Here is an 18,099-nt window from a genome sequence, read left to right on the forward strand (position 1 = left end):
ACGACCTACGGCAGGACATCTCCGTAGCCATACGCACACTGTCCGCCACCTGCTACAGGGTGGCCAACGATTCGGTGGCGCTACGCGCGTAGCGTCCGCCGGGCGCGGTACCTTTTTTCGCCCCCCGCCGCCTCCACCGTCTCCGCCCTCCGCTCCTGCCAAGGAGAGTGCGTCATCAACGCGTCCAGCAGTCCCCATGCCGTGGAGCTCCGCGGCATCACCAAGCGGTTCCCCGGGGTCGTGGCCAACCACGACATCGACATCACCGTGCGCCGCGGCACCGTCCACGCCCTCGTCGGCGAGAACGGCGCCGGCAAGTCCACTCTGATGAAGATCCTGTACGGCATGCAGAAGCCGGACGAGGGCACCATCGCGGTGGACGGCGAGCAGGTCTCGTTCCACAACCCCGGCGACGCCATCGCCCGCGGCATCGGCATGGTGCACCAGCACTTCATGCTCGCCGACTACCTGACCGTCCTGGAGAACGTCGTCCTCGGCTCCGAGAAGCTGTTCGGGATCGGCGACCGGGCCCGCACCAGGATCAAGGAGATCTCCGACGCCTACGGCCTCGGCGTCCGCCCGGACGCCATGGTCGAGGACCTCGGCGTCGCCGACCGCCAGCGCGTGGAGATCCTGAAGGTCCTCTACCGAGGCGCCCGCACACTGATCCTCGACGAGCCGACCGCCGTCCTCGTGCCGCAGGAGGTCGACGCACTCTTCGACAACCTGCGCGAGCTCAAGGCCGAGGGCCTGACCGTCATCTTCATCTCGCACAAGCTCGGCGAGGTCCTCTCCGTCGCCGACGAGATCACGGTGATCCGGCGCGGCACGACAGTGGGCACCGCCGACCCGGCGAACACCACGACCAAGCAGCTCGCCGAGCTGATGGTCGGCAGCGAGCTGCCGTCGCCGGAGACCCGCGAGTCGACCGTCACCGACACGCCGATGCTCACCGTCGACGACCTGCGGCTGACCGCCACCGACCCGGACGGTGTGGTGCGTGCCGTGCTCGACGGCGTCACCTTCACCATCCACAAGGGCGAGGTCCTCGGCATCGCGGGCGTCGAGGGCAACGGCCAGTCCGAACTGGTCGACGCCATCATGGGCATGCGCGCCCTCGACCACGGTGTGCTCACTCTGGACGGCGCCGACATCTCCCGTACGCCGACGCGCAAGCGCCGCGAGGACGGTATGGCGGTCATCCCCGAGGACCGCCATCGGCACGGACTGCTGCTGGAGGCCCCGCTCTGGGAGAACCGCATCCTCGGTCATGTCACCGAGCGGCCCAACAGCAAGGGCGCGTTCCTCGACCTCAAGGCGGCCCGCGCGGACACCGAGCGGATCGTGCGCGAGTACGACGTCCGCACCCCTGGCATCGAGGTCACCGCGGCCTCGCTCTCCGGCGGCAACCAGCAGAAGCTGATCGTCGGCCGCGAGATGAGCCACTCCCCGAAGCTGCTGATCGCCGCGCACCCCACCCGGGGCGTGGACGTCGGCGCGCAGGCGCAGATCTGGGACCAGATCCGCGAGGCGCGCCGCGAGGGTCTGGCGGTGCTGCTGATCTCCGCCGACCTGGACGAGCTGATCGGACTCTCCGACACCCTGCGCGTCATGTACCGCGGCCGGCTGGTCGCGGACGCCGACCCGGCGACCATCACCCCGGAAGAGCTCGGCTCGGCGATGACGGGAGCGGCCGGCGGCCATCTCGAAGCGCCGGCCGAGTCCGGTACGGATGCGGAGTCCGGTCCGGACTCCGCCGACACCGACCTCCGGGACGGGGGAGAGGACCGATGAAGAAGTTCGACAAGGAGCGGCTGCTCCTGGGGATCGCGGCCCCCGTACTCGCGATCGTGGTCGCGTTTTTGGTGACCGCCCTCGTGCTGGCCGCCACCGGCAAGGAACCGTTCAGCGCGTTCGGCATCATGTTCGACTACGGGGTGAAGTCGGACAGCCAGGTCTACATCCTCAACAAGGCGACGACGTACTACCTCGCGGGTCTCGCGGTGGCCGTCGGCTTCCGGATGAACCTCTTCAACATCGGCGTCGACGGCCAGTACCGTCTCGCCGCCTTCTTCGCCGCCGCCGTCGGTGGCGCGCTGACCCTGCCGGGCGCCCTCCAGATCCCGCTGATCATCCTCACCGCGATGATCGTCGGCGCGATGTGGGCGGGTATCGCCGGTGTCCTCAAGGTCACCCGGGGCGTCAGCGAGGTCGTCTCGACGATCATGCTGAACGCCATCGCGACCGCCGTCATCGGCTACCTGCTCCAGCAGGGCCGCCTCGGCCACCTCGACGAGGCCGGCACGAAGATCTCCACCACCCCGCTCCCGGAGTCCTCGCACTTCTTCGAGTTCCCGACCACCCCGACGCCCATCTGGGGCTTCATCGTGGTCGCGGTCGTCGCGGGTATCGCCTACTGGTTCACGCTCTCGCGCACCAGGTTCGGCTTCGATCTGCGCACCGTCGGCCAGTCCGGCTCCGCGGCCGAGGCCAGCGGTGTCGACGTCAAGAAGATGGTCGTCACGTCGATGCTGATCTCCGGCGCGGTGGCCGGCCTCATCGGTATGCCGACGCTGCTCAACGACAGCTACGAGTACAGCGGCGACTTCCCCATCGGTATCGGCTTCACCGGCATCGCCATCGCCCTCCTCGGCCGCAACCACCCCGTCGGCATCGCGCTCGGCGCGCTGCTCTGGGGCTTCCTGGAGCGCGGCACCGGAAAGCTCGAGTTCGAGGGGTACGACAAGGAGATCGTCGGCGTCATCCAGGGCGTCATCGTCCTGTGCGTCGTCATCGCGTACGAAGTCGTCCGCCGCTACGGACTCAAGCGTCAGCAGAGCAAGGTCGGCGCGGAACTCGCCGCACAGGCCGCCCGTAACTCCGACCAGCAGGAGGTGTCGGCGTGACCGCCACGGCGACTTCCACCCCGCCACCCGCGGCCCCCAAGGTCTCCGGTGGCAGCGGCCGCACCCGCCTCTCCTTCCCCGTCGTGCTGCTGATGGTCGCGGGCGCACTGCTCGCGCTGTCCGCGGTGCGCGCCATCACGGGCGCTCAGGACGTCACCTCCGCCGGGCAGATCAGCGCGGCGCTCGCGATGGCCGTGCCGATCGGGCTCGCCGGTCTCGGTGGCCTGTGGGCCGAGCGGGCCGGTGTGGTCAACATCGGCCTCGAAGGCATGATGATCCTCGGCACGTTCTTCGGCGCCTGGGCCGGGTGGCAGACCAGCCCCTGGCTCGGCGTGCTGGCCGGTGTCATCGGCGGGATGCTCGGCGGGCTGCTGCACGCCGTCGCGACCGTCACGTTCGGCGTCGACCACATCATTTCCGGTATCGCCATCAACATCCTGGCGCTCGGGTTCACCACCTACTTCGCCAAGCTCTGGTTCAACACGGGCGATGCGGCGGCCAAGGGCGGCAGCCCCAAGCAGTCGCCGCCGGCCGACGACATCACCTCGGTGACGATCCCCGGCGTGTCCGACTGGCTGCACTCGATCGAGAAGCACCACTGGTTCTTCGTCTCCGACGTGGCCGGTGTCCTCGGCGGCCTGATCACCAATGTGTCGCTGCTGACGATCCTGGCCGCGGCCCTCTTCGTCGTGACCTTCTTCGTCCTGTGGAAGACCTCGTTCGGGCTGCGGCTGCGCTCCTGCGGTGAGAACCCGGTCGCCGCCGAATCGCTCGGCGTGAACGTCTACCGCTACAAGTACATCGCGGTGATCATCTCCGGTGGCATGGCCGGACTCGGTGGCGCCTTCCTCTCCCTGGTCACCTCGCACATCTACAACGAGGGCCAGACCGGCGGTCGCGGATACATCGGTCTCGCCGCGATGATCTTCGGTAACTGGCGGCCCGGCGGACTCGCCATGGGTGCGGGCCTGTTCGGCTTCGCCGACGCGCTCCAGCTGCGCAACGGCGGCGAGTCCGTCCACGCGCTGCTGCTCCTGCTGGTCGTCGTGCTGGCCGCGCTCGCCGCCTGGAAGCTCTACCGCAAGAGCTTCGTCCAGGGCACGGCCAGCGCCGTCATCGCCGCCGCCGTGCTGGTGTGGTACCTCGCCACGGACACGGTGCCCACCGAGTTCGTGAGTGCCACCCCGTACATCGTCACGCTGCTCGTGCTCTCGCTCTCCGCGCAGCGGCTGCGCATGCCGAAGGCGGACGGCATGCGGTACCGGAAGGGCCAGGGCAAGTGACCAAGGCCGCCGCCGTCGACTGGGACGCCCTGCGCGTCGCCGCCCGGGACGCCATGTCCCGGGCGTACGCTCCCTACTCGGGCTACCCGGTAGGCGTCGCGGCGCGCGTCGACGACGGCCGCACGGTGGTCGGCTGCAACGTCGAGAACGCCTCGTACGGACTGAGCCTTTGCGCCGAGTGCGGCCTGGTCTCGCAGCTCCACGCCACCGGCGGCGGTCGGCTGACCCACTTCACCTGTGTGGACGGAGCGGGCGAGATCCTGGTCCCGTGCGGCAGGTGCCGGCAGCTGCTGTACGAGTTCGGCGGACCGGAGCTCGTCCTGGAGACCCCGGACGGCCTCCGCACGCTCGACGAGATGCTGCCGCAGGCCTTCGGCCCGGACCATCTGAAGTAGAACTGCTGTGGCCCTCCCGTCCGTTGGGAGGGCCACACCCGTATCCACCCTCTATGCGCGTAGAGTCATTCGGGACTCCTGCGTACGTACCGGCCGGAAGGACTCCCAGGACATGGACGCCATCTCCGTCATCCGCACCAAGCGCGACCGGGGCGAGCTGACCCCCGAACAGATCGACTGGGTCATCGACGCCTACACCCGCGGTGAGGTCGCCGACGAGCAGATGTCCGCACTGGCCATGGCGATCCTGCTGAACGGTATGAACCGTACGGAGATCGCCCGCTGGACCGCCGCCATGATCGCCTCTGGCGAGCGGATGAACTTCGACGCGCTCTCCCGCCCCACCACCGACAAGCACTCCACCGGTGGCGTCGGCGACAAGATCACCTTGCCGCTCGCCCCGCTGGTCGCGGCCTGCGGCGCCGCCGTGCCGCAGCTCAGCGGCCGCGGTCTCGGCCACACGGGCGGCACCCTCGACAAGCTGGAGTCCATCCCCGGCTGGCGCGCCCACCTCTCGAACGCCGAGATGCTCGACGTCCTGGACACCACGGGCGCCGTGATCTGCGCCGCCGGTGACGGTCTGGCCCCCGCCGACAAGAAGCTGTACGCGCTCCGCGATGTCACCGGCACCGTCGAGGCCATCCCGCTGATCGCCAGCTCGATCATGTCCAAGAAGATCGCCGAGGGCACCGGCGCGCTCGTCCTGGACGTCAAGGTCGGCTCCGGCGCCTTCATGAAGACCATCGAGGACGCCCGCGAACTGGCCTCCACCATGGTCGCGCTGGGCACCGACAGCGGCGTCCGGACGGTCGCGCTCCTCACGGACATGGCCACTCCGCTCGGCCTGACCGCGGGCAATGCCCTGGAGGTCCGCGAGTCGGTCGAGGTACTGGCCGGCGGCGGCCCCAAGGACGTCATCGACCTCACCCTCGCCCTGGCCCGCGAGATGCTCGACGCGGCCGGACTCAAGGACGCCGACCCGGAGAAGGCTCTGGCCGACGGCTCCGCGATGGACGTCTGGCGCCGGATGATCTCCGCTCAGGGCGGCGACCCGGACGCCACGCTCCCGGTCGCCCGCGAGCAGCACGTGGTGGCGGCCCACACCTCCGGTGTGCTGACCCGTCTCGACGCGTACGACATCGGCGTCGCCGCCTGGCGTCTCGGTGCGGGCCGGGCCCGCAAGGAGGACCCGGTGCAGGCGGGTGCGGGCATCGAACTGCACGCCAAGCCGGGCGACACGGTGGCCGAGGGCCAGCGGCTGATGACGCTGCACACGGACACCCCGGAGAAGTTCGAGTACGCGCTGAAGGCACTGCCCGGATCGTTCGACATCGCCCCGGCGGGCACGGAGTTCACCGCCAGCCCGGTGGTGCGGGAACGTATCGCCTGACCTGCGGCTAACTCGTACGGGTGAACGGGACCGGTGGGCTGCCGCCGGTCCCGTTCGACATGCTGCTTCGACCCGTGGCACTCCGGCCGCCCGGCCGCCACCTTGTACGGGGCTGGTTCTGGACACCGGGGTCTTCCCGGTCGGTTGAGAAGCTGTGTCGCGCAGCGATGAGTTCCGGCCGCTGCGGCGGTCTCCTTCGTGTGGATCCCATGACCCCGAAGGCTCTGGTCATCGCCGGTCGCGTCACCAGGCCCGACGTGCCGGCGCTCTGCGCCGAACTGGAGTCCCTGCTGTACGACCCCGAGGGCAGGGTCCGCGACCCCGACGCCGGGGTGGACTGCGACGTGGGCGGGGTCGTACAGGCGGATCTGATCCTGGTCGAGGCGATAGCCCGGCTGGGGCTTGTCGCGCGCCGGGCGGGCGGCGGGCGGCTGCGGCTGCGGAATGTGCCGCCCGGACTGCGGAACCTGCTGGACCTGGTGGGGCTGGCCGACGTCGTGAACGTGGAGGAGCGGTGCCGGGACTGAGCGGTCCGGCACCGGCCCCGCACTGCTCGGCCCGCCACCGGCACGTGCCGTATCCGTGGGCCCCGCCTCACGTCGCGTCGGCCTCGAGGTGATCCGGCAGACCGAAGAGCGGGAACCAGCGGGGTGTGTCCAGGAAGCAGTGGAGTCCGGTGACCGCACCGTCCGAGATGTCGATGACCTGCACCGCCCACGGCACGAAGCCCGGGCCGTCCGGATCCGGCTTGTAGTGGGCGAACGCCGGGGTGCCGTTCGCCACGGTCGCCACCAGGCGGGAGCCCGCGCAGTTCGCGCCGAGAGAGACCATGAAGCCGGTGATGTCGTCGTGCCCCTGGAGCCAGAGGTCGAACGGCGGCATCGTCATCACGGCGTCCTCATGGAGCAGCGCGGTCAGCGCCGCCATGTCGTAGCCCTCGAACGCCGCCACGTACCGCTCGAGGAGCTTGCGCTGCTCCTCGTCGAGCGGGTCTGCGGTCTCGGCGGTCAGTCCCCCGGTCCCGGCGAGAGTCGCCCTGGCCCGCTGCAGGGCGCTGTTGACCGAGGCGGCCGAGGTGTCGAGCAGCTCGGCGACCTCGCTCGCCTTCCAGGCCAGCACCTCGCGCAGGATCAGCACGGCCCGCTGCTTGGGCGGCAGATGCTGCAGCGCGGCGACGAACGCGAGGCGCACCGACTCCCGTGCCACCGCGGCCTCTGCCGGGTCGGCCACCGACGGCAGGACCCGCCCGTCCGGCATCGGCTCCAGCCAGGTGTTCTCCGGCTGTGGGTTGAGCGCGGCCTGGGCGAGCGGTGTCGGGCCCGTCAGATCGACCGGGCGGGCCCGCTTCTTCCCCGCGTTCAGCATGTCGAGGCAGACGTTGGTGGCGATCCGGTACAGCCAGGAGCGCAGCGAGGAACGGCCCTCGAACTTCTCGAAGTTGCGCCAGGCGCGCACCAGCGTGTCCTGTACGGCGTCCTCCGCCTCGAAGGCCGAGCCGAGCATCCGGTAGCAGTAGCCGGTCAGCTCGACCCGGTGTCCCTCCAGACGGCTGTCGATGTCCCTTGCTGCCGTCAGATCACTCATCGCTCCACCCCTGTTGCGCTGTGACACCACTCATCCGGCACTTCGGAAGCTACAGGAGGGCACTGACAGCGGGGGTGGGAAGGACCGAAGCGGCGTGTGTTCCGCTCACGTTCCGGGCTTGCGCCCGTACACGTACACGTCATCGCCGTTCTTCAGCAGATTCCAATAGGCCTTCGCGTCCGCGTCCCGCATGTTGACGCAGCCGTGCGAGCCCGGCGGATTCCACATCTTCAGACCGACCGAGTGGAATGCCTGCCCGCCGTCGAAGAACTGCGAGTACGGCATCCACACGTGGTACAGCGACGACCAGTGCTTGATGTGCCGCAGATAGATCTTCTTCGCCCCGGTCCGGGTCTCGTACCCGTTCCGCCCGCTGCGGATCGGCACCGGGCCGTACTTCAGCTTGGCGCCGTCCTGGATCCAGCTCAGCTGCCGGGTCAGGTCCACGCACGCGATGCGCCCCTTGTTGGTGGGGCACTTCTTGTCCTTGTTGGGGTTCTTGCCGGCCGCCTTCTGGGCCGTCAGCGTCTTCATCGTCTGCCAGGTGACCGGCCCCGCGTACCCGATGTCCGGGGTGACCCCGTAGGTGCGCTGGAACGACTGGATCGCCTTGCAGTCGGCCGGCGACTGCTTGCCGTCGACCGGCCGGTGCAGGTACTTCTCGACCTGCTTCTGGTACGGCCCGGTGGATGTGGTGCAGGACGCCGCCTGCGCGGAGGCACCCGACCCGAGCACGAGTGCGGGCGCCGCCATCAGCCCGGCCACGGACAGCGCGACCGCGCGCCGTGTCCGGACTCCCCGTATGTTCCCTACGACTCCCATGTACGCCAACTCCCCTTCGCGCGCTGTGCGGTGTTTCCGCCTGCTAGACGCGCGTCGGGGAGTGGATGGTTGTGCGTCGTATGTCTCAGTTCTGTACGGATGCCACCGGTACGAGCCGGTGCCGCTCGGCCCGGGCGGCCCGCGACCCGTACGGGGTGATCGAGACGACTCCGAGAACCGCGAGCAGTCCCAGCGACACCGTGCCCGCCCAGCCGCCGGCGTGGAAGGCGATGGCGCCGAGCGTGCCGCCCGCGCTGGAGCCCAGGTAGTACGCGGACTGGTAGAGCGCCGACGCCTGTGCCCGGCCCTTCGTCGCGGTCCGGCTCACGGACGACGAGGCGACCGCGTGCCCGGCGAAGAAGCCCGCTGTGATCAGGACCAGGCCGAGCAGTACGGCACCCAGCTGATCGGCGAGCGAGAGGAGCAGACCGGCGGCCGTGGTGGAGACGGCGAGGTAGAGCGCGCCCCGGCGGCCGAGCCGGGCGACGAGCCTGCCGGCCGCGGCCGAGGACACCGTACCGACGAGGTAGACCAGGAAGATCGAGCCGATGACACCCTGCGGGAGGTTGAACGGTTCGCCGACCAGCCGGTAGCCGACCACCGTGTAGACCGCGCCGAACACCGTCATGAACAGGGCGCCGATCGCGTACAGCCTGCGCAGCAGCGGATCGGCGAGGTGCCCGCCCACCGTCTTCGCCAGGGCCTTCGGGTTCAGCGTGCCGGGCGTGAAGTGACGGGCCCTCGGGATCAGGAAGTGGAAGACGACCGCGCAGGCCACGGCCAGCAGCCCGACCGCGCCGAGCGCCGCCCTCCAGCCCCACAGCTGGGCGATCCAGCCGGTGAGGATGCGGCCGCTCATGCCGCCGATGCTGTTGCCCGCCACGAACAGTCCGATCGCGGCGACCAGCGCCTTCGGCCGTACCTCCTCGGCGAGGTACGCCATCGCGGAGGCGGGCAGCCCGGCCAGGGCCGCGCCCTGGACGGCGCGCAGGGCGATCAGCCAGCCGAGCGAGGGGGCGAACGGTACGAGCAGGCCCACCAGTACGGCGACCGTCAGCGACGCGGTCATCAGCTGCCTCCGCCCGAAACGCTCGGAGAGCGCACTCATCGGCAGCACACACAGCGCCAGCGCACCCGTGGCGGCGGAGACCGTCCAGCTGGCCTGCCCGGCCGTGGCGCCGAATCCGGCGGAGACGGCGGGCAGCAGCGCCTGGGTCGAGTAGAGCAGTGCGAACGTCGCGACACCGGCGGCGAAGAGCGCGAAGCTCATCCGGCGGTAGCCGGGGCGGCCGGGCTCGAGCCGGTCCGGAGCGGCGGCGGCAGCGGGGGCGACGGGCGATGACGGGGCTGAGGCGTCCAACGTGAGGGTGGACGCCTTGGTACTGGCAGGAGACATACGTCGAAAATAGATCGCCCTGATTCATGCGTCCAATGCACGAACTTGCGATAATCAATCCTATGGTGCATGAACGCAGCTCACAGCCTCGGCTGTCACCGAGTAGTTACGAAGAAGACATTCGCGCGGTCCTCGCGCCGCGGCTCGCGTACTTCGAGGCGGTGGCCCGCCATGAGCACGTCACCCGCGCCGCGCACGAGCTCGGCGTCCCGCAGTCCACGCTGTCGCGGGCGATGGTCAGGCTGGAACAGGACCTGGGCGTCGCCCTGTTCGCCCGCAAGGGCCGTACGGTCTCCCTCACCCCCGCGGGCCGTACTTTCCTGGGCTCCGCCGAGCGGGCCCTCGCCGAGGTGGAGCGGGCCGCGGACTCGGTACGGGCCGACGCCGACCCGACGGCGGGCAAGGTGGCCTTCGGCTTCCTGCACACGATGGGCTCCGAGACCGTTCCCGCGCTCATCCGCGCCTTCCGCGCCGACCACCCCCGCGTGCGGTTCCAGCTCGTGCAGAACTACGGCGAGGCGATGATCGAACGGCTCCGGGCCGGCGGCCTCGACCTCTGCCTCACCTCACCCGTCCCGGACGCCCCCGACCTGGTCGCCCGCCGTCTCGACGAGCAGCGGCTGCGCCTGGTCGTGCCCGACGACCACCGCCTCGCCTCCCGCAGGCGCATCCGCCTCGCCGAGGCCGCCGACGAGGCGTTCGTGACCCTGGAGCCCGGGTACGGCCTACGGCGGATCACCGACGACCTGTGCGCGGAGGCGGGCTTCACGCCACGCGTGGCGTTCGAGGGCGAGGAGGCGGAGACCTTGCGCGGCCTGGTGGCCGCCGGCCTCGGCGTGGCCCTGCTGCCGCCGCCCGCGGTGGCCCGCCCGGGCGTCGTCGAACTGACGGTCACGGCCCCGCGCGCGGCCCGCGAGATCGGCGTGGCCTGGCTGGACGGCCACCCGGACACATCCCCGGTGGCGGCGTTCAAACAGTTCCTGCTGTCGCGCCGGGGGCACTTGTTGCCCGACTAGATGGTGCCCTCAGTCCCTCAACGACCGCCCGAACCCGGCCGCCAGCGGCATCCGCAGCCCCAGCGGCGGGGGCGCCGCCAGGGCGTCGGCGACCGGGCGGGCATAGGCCCGGCCGAACAGTGATCCGCGGACGAAGTCCACGGCCAGTGCCACCACTTCGGCGCGGTGCTGGCGCAGGGCGTGACCGTCCGAGTGGACCTCGAAGCGGCAGGTGTCCCGGTTGGTCTTCTTGGCCCGCTGGGCCAGCCGGAACGACAACTCCGGGTCGGAGCGTGCGTCGTTCGTGCCGTGGACGAGCAACACCTGGCGGCCCAGCAGGTGTTTCACCGGCTCCGGTTCCGCCGAAGGGTCCTCCGGCAGCCAGGGGGCCATCGCCAGCACCGAGTTGACCGCGGGGTGGCCGCCCGCGCGCAGTGCCGCGCGGCCGCCCATGCCGTGCCCGGCCAGGCAGACGGGGACGTCGCCGTACCGTCGTACGACCTCCTCCACCGCCCACGTGGCGTCCGCCGCGAGCTGCGCGTCCGTGGCGTTCCAGCCGCGGCAGCGGTAGTGCACGACATGCGCGGCCAGCCCGTCGTCCTGGCCGGCGCGGGCCAGGGTGCGGGCGAGCGGCAGCTGGAGCGCGTACGACAGAGGGGAAGGGCGGCGGTGCGAGTCGGCCTCGCCGTCCGGGAGCAGCAGGACCACTCCGCTGACCGCAGGTCGTGTCCCGGCCGTCTTCACGGCCCGTCCCAGCCTCGGAGCAGGCAGGGGGAGTGCGCGCTGTCCCATGACAGAACAGTGTCAGAAGGACAGGTGTACTCCACCCGTATTCGCGGTCACTGTTGCGCATCGGCGAGCGGCGCTCTACGCGCGTAGGCGCTAGAGTGCCCAGATGATGAGCCCGACCCTCCATGTGCCCGGCCCCGACCAGATCAGGCGCGCCCCCAAGGTGCTGCTCCACGACCACCTCGACGGTGGTCTGCGTCCCGGCACGATCATCGACCTGGCCCGTGACGCGGGCTATGAAGCCCTTCCCGAGACCGAGGCGGACAAGCTCGGCATCTGGTTCCACGAGGCGGCCGACTCCGGCTCGCTGGAGCGCTACCTCGAGACGTTCGCCCACACCTGCGCCGTCATGCAGACCCGCGAGGCCCTGGTCCGGGTGGCCGCGGAGTGCGCCGAGGACCTGGCCGCGGACGGGGTCGTCTACGCCGAGGTGCGGTACGCCCCCGAGCAGCACCTGGAAGCCGGGCTGACCCTCGAAGAGGTCGTCGAGGCGGTCAACGAGGGCTTCCGCGAGGGTGAGCGCCGGGCCCGCCTGGACGGCAACCGGATCCGGGTGGGCGCCCTCCTCACCGCGATGCGGCACGCCGCCCGCGCCCTGGAGATCGCCGAACTCGCCAACCGCTACCGGGATCTGGGCGTCGTCGGTTTCGACATCGCGGGTGCCGAGGCGGGCTACCCGCCCACCCGTCACCTCGACGCCTTCGAGTACCTCAAGCGCGAGAACAACCACTTCACCATCCACGCGGGCGAGGCCTTCGGTCTGCCGTCGATCTGGCAGGCGCTCCAGTGGTGCGGCGCCGACCGGCTCGGCCACGGCGTCCGCATCATCGACGACATCGAGGTCGCCGAGGACGGCAGTGTGACGCTCGGCCGCCTCGCCTCGTACGTACGGGACAAGCGCATCCCGCTGGAGATGTGCCCGACCTCCAACCTCCAGACCGGCGCCGCCGCCTCGTATGCCGAGCACCCGATCGGGCTGCTGCGCAGGCTGCACTTCCGGGCCACCGTGAATACGGACAACCGGCTGATGAGCGGTACGACCATGAGCCAGGAATTCGAGCGGCTGACCGAGACTTTCGGATACACGCTCGACGACATTCAGTGGTTCACAGTCAATGCGATGAAATCAGCGTTCATTCCTTTCGATGAACGTCTGGCGATGATCAATGACGTGATCAAGCCCGGATATGCCGAGCTGAAGTCGGAGTGGCTCTTCGAGCAGACCGCTGCGACCAGCGCATCTTCCGCTTCCGCGGGCTGAATTACGCTTCTATGACAAACGGCCGGGAAGATCAAATCCCGGCCGTTTGCCGCGTCCGCCATGTTTGCGGGACGGGTAGCGCCGTGGCTAGTTTGCAGAGCCGCTCACATCCCCTTCCCCAAGGATGAATTTCACATGAAGCAGTCTGCTGCCAGGACTCTCGGTGTCGCCGCTCTCGGTGCCGCTTTCGCCGCCGCCGCCGCCGGTACGGCCTCCGCCGCCGCGCTGCCCGTCGACGCCGCGACCGCCGCCCTGCCGATCGCCGGCTCGCTGGGGACCGCCACCCAGACCCTGCCGGTCCAGGACACGGCCACCAAGCTCCTCGGCAGTGGCCAGACCGAGATCGTCAACGGCGCCATCGCCCCGGCCAAGGGCCTGCTCGGCGGGCTGCCCGCCGGTGGTGTGACCACCAGCGGTCTGTCGACCAACGGTCTTCCGCTCGGCGGCTGACCCCCCGCACACACCCCAGTGGGGCGGACACCCGGACGGGTGCCCGCCCCACTGGCGTATGTCCCGGGACTACCAGGCGGTGGTGGCCGCCGACGCCTTCTCGGCCGGCAGCAGCAGCCACAGCGCCAGGTAGAGCAGGAACTGCGGGCCCGGCAGCAGACACGAAACGAGGAAGATCACGCGCATGGTCCCCGCGGAGGTGCCGAAGCGCCGTGCCAGCGCTGCGCACACTCCGCCGATCATGCGTCCGTCACGGGGGCGGGCAAGTGCGGCCATGGTGGGCTCCTTCGCGAACCGTTGCTGAGGAGCAGCTCCGTCGTGCTCCCCATGCATCCATGGTGGCCCGGCGAACAGGGGCAAAGCGTCGCTCTACGGGGCGATACCGACCCTGGAAATCGTCGGGGTCGACCCCTGAGGCGTCTCCTCCCTGGGCCGGGGAACCGGCCGCACCCGATCCTGCCCCCGGCGGCGCAGCCGCTTCCGGCACACCGGCACGACCAGCAGATGGGCAAGCCCCACACCCACGGTGTTCAGCAGCAGCGAGTCGACATCGACGACCTGGCCCGGCACCCCGGTCTGTGCCAGCTCGATCGCCAGCGAGATCAGCGACCCGGCGGCGACGGTACGGGCCAGCGAGGCCCACGGGGACACGAGGAGCCGGCCTCCGGCCATCGGCAGCAGCACCCCCAGCGGCGCCAGCAGCAGCAGCCCTTCACCGATCCGGTGCGCCGCCTCGACCGGGCCCAGCGACAGGTCCGCCCTTATGCCGGCGAAGGGCCGAAAATTCGCGGCCGTCATCCAGGGCACATCCAGCGGGCGCAGAGTCAGCCACCCGACAAGCAGCAGATGCGCGAGGAGGAGGAACACCCCGACCGCGCGGAAGCGGATGACGGCTTGACCGTCCGAACCTTGACGCACGTTCCCCAAGACGCTGCTACCGGCAGGATCGGTTCCGCCCCGCCCCAGGATGACCCGAAGACGACACAACGGCTCGTGGGCCCGGCCCTCAGGACAGTGCGGTCGCACCGAGCGTCGGCACGGCCTCCGGCCGGGCCTTCGTCTCCGAGGTGCACAGATAGCCGCGCGGCGCATAGTTCCCCGGCCCGCCGAGCACCACCGTGCCGTCCGAGGACAGCGACTCGCTCTCCGCATACGTGCACACGATCTGTGCCAGGGCCTCCGACGGCAGGTCCTCGGGCTGCTCGCTGAGCCGCAGCGCACCCGCCGGATCGTCCCCGCGGGCCCCGCTGATCTGCAGGGTCGCCGGTACGTCGGTGGAGAAGCCGGCCTGCCGCTCATCGGCGGCCGGTTCCTCCTGGAGCTCGTCGAGGAGCGCCTGCGCGACCCGGATCCGGTCCGACTTCGCGTCGGGGAGCTGCACCGAACGGTCCACCGTGACCAGCTGGGAGGCGCAGACCAGATAGATCTGCACCGGGATCCCCTGCAGTGCCTGTGTGCTGACGTCCTCCGCGGACATCGAGCACGGCACCCGGGACGGCGCGGCCCCGGCGTCGACCGGCACCGAAGTGGTTCTGATCCCGCACCCGGCGGCGAGCACGGCGCAGACGACGGCGCCGGCCAGTGCTCCGGCCGTGCGGCGCGCCCGCTGCGTACCACGGTTGCTGCGCCTCACGTCGCGTCCCCCTCCTCGTCCCGGGCCTCGGCGCCGTGGTTCCGCGCGGTGCCGGTGAGCTGTTCTGCGTCGCGCGGCAGACGCAGGACGAACACTGCGCCGTCGCCGTCCGGCGAGTTCGCGGCCGTGATGTCACCGCCGTGGATGTGCGCGTTCTCCATGGCGATCGACAGACCGAGCCCGCTGCCCTCCGAACGCGGCCGGGAGGCACTGGCCTTGTAGAAGCGGTCGAAGACGTGCGGCAGGACGTCCTCCGGGATGCCGGGGCCGTGGTCGCGTACCTCGATGACGAGTTCGTCGCCGTCGGTCCGCACCGCGACGCGTACCGGCGATCCGCCGTGCTTCAGCGCATTGCCGATCAGATTCGCCAGGATCACATCGAGCCTGCGCGGATCGAGGCGGACCATCATGCCGCGCTCGGCGTCCAGATCCACCGCGTCCAGCCAGGCGCGGGCGTCGATGCAGGCGGTGACCTGGTCGGCGACATCGACCGTGTCGAGGACGAGCCGGGCCGTACCCGCGTCGAAGCGGGTGACCTCCATCAGGTTCTCCACCAGGTCGTTCAGCCGCCTGGTCTCGCTGACCACCAGATGCACGGCGGGCGCGATCATCGGGTCGAGGCTGTCGGCCTCGTCCTCCAGCACCTCGGCGACCGCGGTGATCGCGGTGAGCGGGGTGCGCAACTCGTGCGACATGTCGGCGACGAACCGGCGGCTGGACTCCTCCCGCGCGCTCATGTCCGCGACCTTCTTCTCCAGCGAACTCGCAGCTCTGTTGAACGTACGGGAAAGATCGGCGAGTTCATCGGTGCCGGACACCACCAGCCGGGTGTCGAGTTTGCCCTCACCGAGCTTGCGCGCCGCGTCACCGAGCCGCTGCACCGGCCGCAGCACCGTAGTCGCGGCGGCCTGTGCGAGCAGCGCGGAGCCGACCAGAGCAAGTCCGGTGGCGATCCCCAGCGACCAGGCGAGGGAGTTGAGGTCCTGCCGCTCCTGGTCGAGCGACTTCAGCATGTAGCCGGTCGGACCACCACCGATGATCCTCGTGCCGGCCACCAGGTACGGCGTACCGCGGATGGAGGTGCGTTGCCAGAACAGGTGGTACGGGTAGGTGTTGCCCGCCTCCGTCGGCTGCTTCCTGTTGACCTGCTGCTGCAACGAGAGCGGCACATTGTCGAGCGTGAACGTGTCCAGATTGGAGTTGCCCACGATCGGCTTGCCGCCGTCGCGCTTGTCGACGAGCAGCACGCTGTAGCCGGGACTGCTGCTCGCCATCTGCACGGCGGCGTTCTGCAGATCGTCCTTGGTGGGGTGCAACGGCAGCGACGCCGCCCGGTTCTGCATCTCCTGCCGGAAGTCCCCGAGCGCCGCGTCCTGTGTACGTGTCAGCACTGCCTCGCGGTTGAGCCAGTATGCGATCCCCGACGCGGACACCGCGGCGGTCAGCGCCACCAGCGCGAACACGACGACGAGCCGCAGTCGCAGACTGGTCCAGCGAAGACCGGAGAGCAGGCTGCGCTTGGCGGCAGCGGTCACTGCGGCGAGTCCAACCGGTAGCCCACGCCCCGCACCGTACGGATCAGGGTCGGCGAGGACGGTACGTCCTCCACCTTGGCGCGCAGCCGCTGCACACACGCGTCGACGAGCCGGGAGTCACCGAGATAGTCGTGCTCCCACACCAGCCGCAGCAACTGCTGGCGCGACAGGGCCTGTCCGGGCCTGCGGCTCAGCTCCAGCAGGAGCCGCAGCTCGGTCGGTGTGAGCTGCAGGTCCTCCCCGTTCTTGGTCACCGTCATCGCGGAACGGTCGATGACCACATTGCCGAACGTCGCCGAGTCGGTGGACTCGCGCTCGCCGCGGCGCAGCACCGCACGGATCCGGGCGTCGAGCACCCGGCCCTGCACGGGCTTGACCACATAGTCGTCGGCGCCGGACTCCAGTCCGACCACGACGTCGATGTCGTCGCTGCGCGCGGTCAGCAGAATGATCGGCAGTTGGTCGGTGCGCCGGATGCGCCGGCACACCTCGAAACCGTCGATGCCGGGCAGCATCACATCCAGCACGATCAGGTCCGGCCGCTGCTCGCGCAGCAGTTTCAGGCCGTCCTCTCCCGTCGCCGCGGTGGCCACACGGTGGCCCTGGCGTGACAACGAGAGTTCGAGGGCCGTGCGGATGGCGTCGTCGTCCTCGATCAGCAACAGGAAAGGCACGGGGGTCATTCTGGCCCATGGGGGAGCCTCAGTTCGACCGTTGGACGTCTCTCATTCGGACGGCACGCCGGCCGGAAGGCCTGTGACAGGTCTGTGACAGTCGGCGGACAGCGCCATGAAACTGCCCGGGCAAGCTCATTGGCACATGGAACGGACGGACTCCACCGGCGGGGGGCGCGGGATGAACGCACTGCACAGCACCACCTCAAGCGCAGTTGTCACGCGTCTCCACGACGTCGGCAGGGGCACCGAGAAGTCCGGTGCCGCAGGGGGTACCTCCCTGCTCGAGCGGAGCCGAGAACTCGGGGGAGGGCGGGGGTGCGTTCGTGGCGCCGGGCGTCAGCACACGTCATACATGGCGGTGGTCGACGCACCTGCGGGGGCCGGCGGGGGAGCGGTGTACGGGGAGGGCCCGGGGGAGCGGAAGCCCCTGGCGGAGACCGCGGACGCCGAAGCGGCGTTCACGGCCTACGTCCAGGAGCGCCGCGCCTCCCTGTACGCAACCGCCTATCACCTGACCGGCGACCGGTTCGAGGCCGAGGACCTGCTGCAGAGCGCCCTCTTCTCGACGTACCGGGCATGGGACCGGATCAGTGACAAGGCGGCGGTCGGCGGGTACCTGCGCCGCACCATGACCAATCTGCACATCAGCGCCTGGCGTCGGCGCAAGCTGAACGAATACCCGACCGAGGAGCTGCCGGAGACGGCGGGCGACACGGACGCGATGCGCGGTACGGAGCTGCGCGCCGTGCTCTGGCAGGCGCTGGCGCGGCTGCCGGAACTCCAGCGCACGATGCTGGTCCTGCGGTACTACGAGGGGCGCACGGACCCGGAGATCGCGTCGATACTCGACATCAGTGTCGGCACGGTGAAGTCGAGCATCTGGCGGTCGTCGGAGCACCGCCGCGGCTCTCGGGAGCTTCGATGTCCACGCCGACCTCGATCTTGGCGCGGGTGCCCCATTTGGTGTGGCGCAGGGTCGCCAG

General features: G+C 70.1%; 19 protein-coding genes. 10 read left to right on the forward strand and 9 right to left on the reverse strand.

The window, feature by feature from the left end; translation table 11 throughout:
* Positions 1-201: 201 nt before the first annotated feature.
* The 6 genes from ABZV38_RS22085 (at position 202) to ABZV38_RS22110 (ending at position 6,501) form a co-directional block, all read left to right on the forward strand.
* Positions 202-1,794, forward strand: coding sequence for an ABC transporter ATP-binding protein (locus tag ABZV38_RS22085; protein ID WP_356329412.1), 1,593 nt, complete (start codon positions 202-204; stop codon positions 1,792-1,794).
* The gene (locus tag ABZV38_RS22090; protein WP_356329414.1) at positions 1,791-2,906 is read left to right on the forward strand and encodes an ABC transporter permease; all 1,116 of its coding nucleotides are present in this window, start codon (positions 1,791-1,793) and stop codon (positions 2,904-2,906) included. The genes ABZV38_RS22085 and ABZV38_RS22090 overlap by 4 nt, the downstream gene beginning before the upstream one ends.
* Positions 2,903-4,189 carry an ABC transporter permease gene (locus ABZV38_RS22095; RefSeq protein ID WP_356329416.1) on the forward strand — a complete coding sequence of 429 codons (1,287 nt, stop codon included), beginning with the start codon at positions 2,903-2,905 and terminating at the stop codon, positions 4,187-4,189. The genes ABZV38_RS22090 and ABZV38_RS22095 overlap by 4 nt, the downstream gene beginning before the upstream one ends.
* On the forward strand, positions 4,186-4,584 hold the full coding sequence (locus ABZV38_RS22100; protein WP_356329418.1) for a cytidine deaminase: 399 nt from the start codon (positions 4,186-4,188) through the stop codon (positions 4,582-4,584). The genes ABZV38_RS22095 and ABZV38_RS22100 overlap by 4 nt, the downstream gene beginning before the upstream one ends.
* Before the next feature lie 112 nt (positions 4,585-4,696).
* Positions 4,697-5,974, forward strand: coding sequence for a thymidine phosphorylase (locus ABZV38_RS22105; RefSeq protein WP_356329419.1), 1,278 nt, complete (start codon positions 4,697-4,699; stop codon positions 5,972-5,974).
* Between the two features lie 209 nt (positions 5,975-6,183).
* Positions 6,184-6,501 carry an STAS domain-containing protein gene (locus ABZV38_RS22110; protein ID WP_356329421.1) on the forward strand — a complete coding sequence of 106 codons (318 nt, stop codon included), beginning with the start codon at positions 6,184-6,186 and terminating at the stop codon, positions 6,499-6,501.
* A gap of 67 nt (positions 6,502-6,568) precedes the next feature.
* Here the strand turns inward: ABZV38_RS22110 and ABZV38_RS22115 are convergent, their stop codons facing one another.
* From ABZV38_RS22115 to ABZV38_RS22125, 3 genes are all read right to left on the reverse strand, one after another.
* Positions 6,569-7,558 (reverse strand): sigma-70 family RNA polymerase sigma factor, encoded by a 990-nt coding sequence (locus tag ABZV38_RS22115; protein ID WP_356329423.1) that lies wholly within the window; start codon positions 7,556-7,558, stop codon positions 6,569-6,571.
* Positions 7,559-7,663: 105 nt separating this feature from the next.
* On the reverse strand, positions 7,664-8,380 hold the full coding sequence (locus ABZV38_RS22120) for a L,D-transpeptidase (RefSeq protein WP_356329425.1): 717 nt from the start codon (positions 8,378-8,380) through the stop codon (positions 7,664-7,666).
* A gap of 85 nt (positions 8,381-8,465) precedes the next feature.
* A complete protein-coding gene (locus ABZV38_RS22125) occupies positions 8,466-9,776 on the reverse strand; it encodes an MFS transporter (protein WP_356329426.1) in 1,311 nt (436 codons plus the stop codon).
* Positions 9,777-9,838: 62 nt separating this feature from the next.
* Between ABZV38_RS22125 and ABZV38_RS22130 the strand changes: the two genes are divergently transcribed.
* The gene (locus tag ABZV38_RS22130) at positions 9,839-10,792 is read left to right on the forward strand and encodes a LysR family transcriptional regulator (protein ID WP_356329428.1); all 954 of its coding nucleotides are present in this window, start codon (positions 9,839-9,841) and stop codon (positions 10,790-10,792) included.
* 9 nt (positions 10,793-10,801) lie between these two features.
* On the opposite strand, the gene ABZV38_RS22135 is transcribed toward ABZV38_RS22130, so the two are convergent.
* Entirely contained in the window at positions 10,802-11,563 is a 762-nt protein-coding gene (locus ABZV38_RS22135; RefSeq protein WP_356329430.1) for an alpha/beta hydrolase, read from the reverse strand.
* 103 nt (positions 11,564-11,666) lie between these two features.
* On the opposite strand from ABZV38_RS22135, the gene ABZV38_RS22140 reads away from it, so the two are divergent.
* Both ABZV38_RS22140 and ABZV38_RS22145 read left to right on the forward strand, forming a co-directional pair.
* Positions 11,667-12,821 carry an adenosine deaminase gene (locus tag ABZV38_RS22140; RefSeq protein WP_267002691.1) on the forward strand — a complete coding sequence of 385 codons (1,155 nt, stop codon included), beginning with the start codon at positions 11,667-11,669 and terminating at the stop codon, positions 12,819-12,821.
* 135 nt (positions 12,822-12,956) lie between these two features.
* Positions 12,957-13,271, forward strand: a complete 315-nt coding sequence (locus ABZV38_RS22145; protein ID WP_356329433.1) for a hypothetical protein — start codon at positions 12,957-12,959, stop codon at positions 13,269-13,271.
* Between the two features lie 69 nt (positions 13,272-13,340).
* Here ABZV38_RS22145 and ABZV38_RS22150 read toward each other — a convergent pair whose 3' ends face one another.
* The 5 genes from ABZV38_RS22150 to afsQ1 all read right to left on the reverse strand — a co-directional run bounded on the left by ABZV38_RS22150 (position 13,341) and on the right by afsQ1 (position 17,113).
* Positions 13,341-13,547 carry a PspC domain-containing protein gene (locus tag ABZV38_RS22150; protein ID WP_030914632.1) on the reverse strand — a complete coding sequence of 69 codons (207 nt, stop codon included), beginning with the start codon at positions 13,545-13,547 and terminating at the stop codon, positions 13,341-13,343.
* 93 nt (positions 13,548-13,640) lie between these two features.
* Positions 13,641-14,189, reverse strand: coding sequence for a VanZ family protein (locus tag ABZV38_RS22155; RefSeq protein WP_356329435.1), 549 nt, complete (start codon positions 14,187-14,189; stop codon positions 13,641-13,643).
* 88 nt (positions 14,190-14,277) lie between these two features.
* A complete protein-coding gene (locus tag ABZV38_RS22160; protein WP_356329437.1) occupies positions 14,278-14,904 on the reverse strand; it encodes a hypothetical protein in 627 nt (208 codons plus the stop codon).
* Positions 14,901-16,439, reverse strand: coding sequence for a HAMP domain-containing sensor histidine kinase (locus ABZV38_RS22165; protein ID WP_356329439.1), 1,539 nt, complete (start codon positions 16,437-16,439; stop codon positions 14,901-14,903). Before ABZV38_RS22165 ends, ABZV38_RS22160 begins: the two co-directional genes overlap by 4 nt.
* On the reverse strand, positions 16,436-17,113 hold the full coding sequence (afsQ1, locus tag ABZV38_RS22170) for a two-component system response regulator AfsQ1 (RefSeq protein WP_189275392.1): 678 nt from the start codon (positions 17,111-17,113) through the stop codon (positions 16,436-16,438). Before afsQ1 ends, ABZV38_RS22165 begins: the two co-directional genes overlap by 4 nt.
* Positions 17,114-17,294: 181 nt before the next feature.
* Between afsQ1 and ABZV38_RS22175 the strand changes: the two genes are divergently transcribed.
* Positions 17,295-18,099: SigE family RNA polymerase sigma factor (locus ABZV38_RS22175; protein ID WP_356329452.1), on the forward strand; the 805-nt coding region annotated here is incomplete at its 3' end.

The sequence above is a fragment of the Streptomyces sp. NPDC005181 genome (assembly GCF_040608395.1).
Lineage (GTDB): Bacteria > Actinomycetota > Actinomycetes > Streptomycetales > Streptomycetaceae > Streptomyces.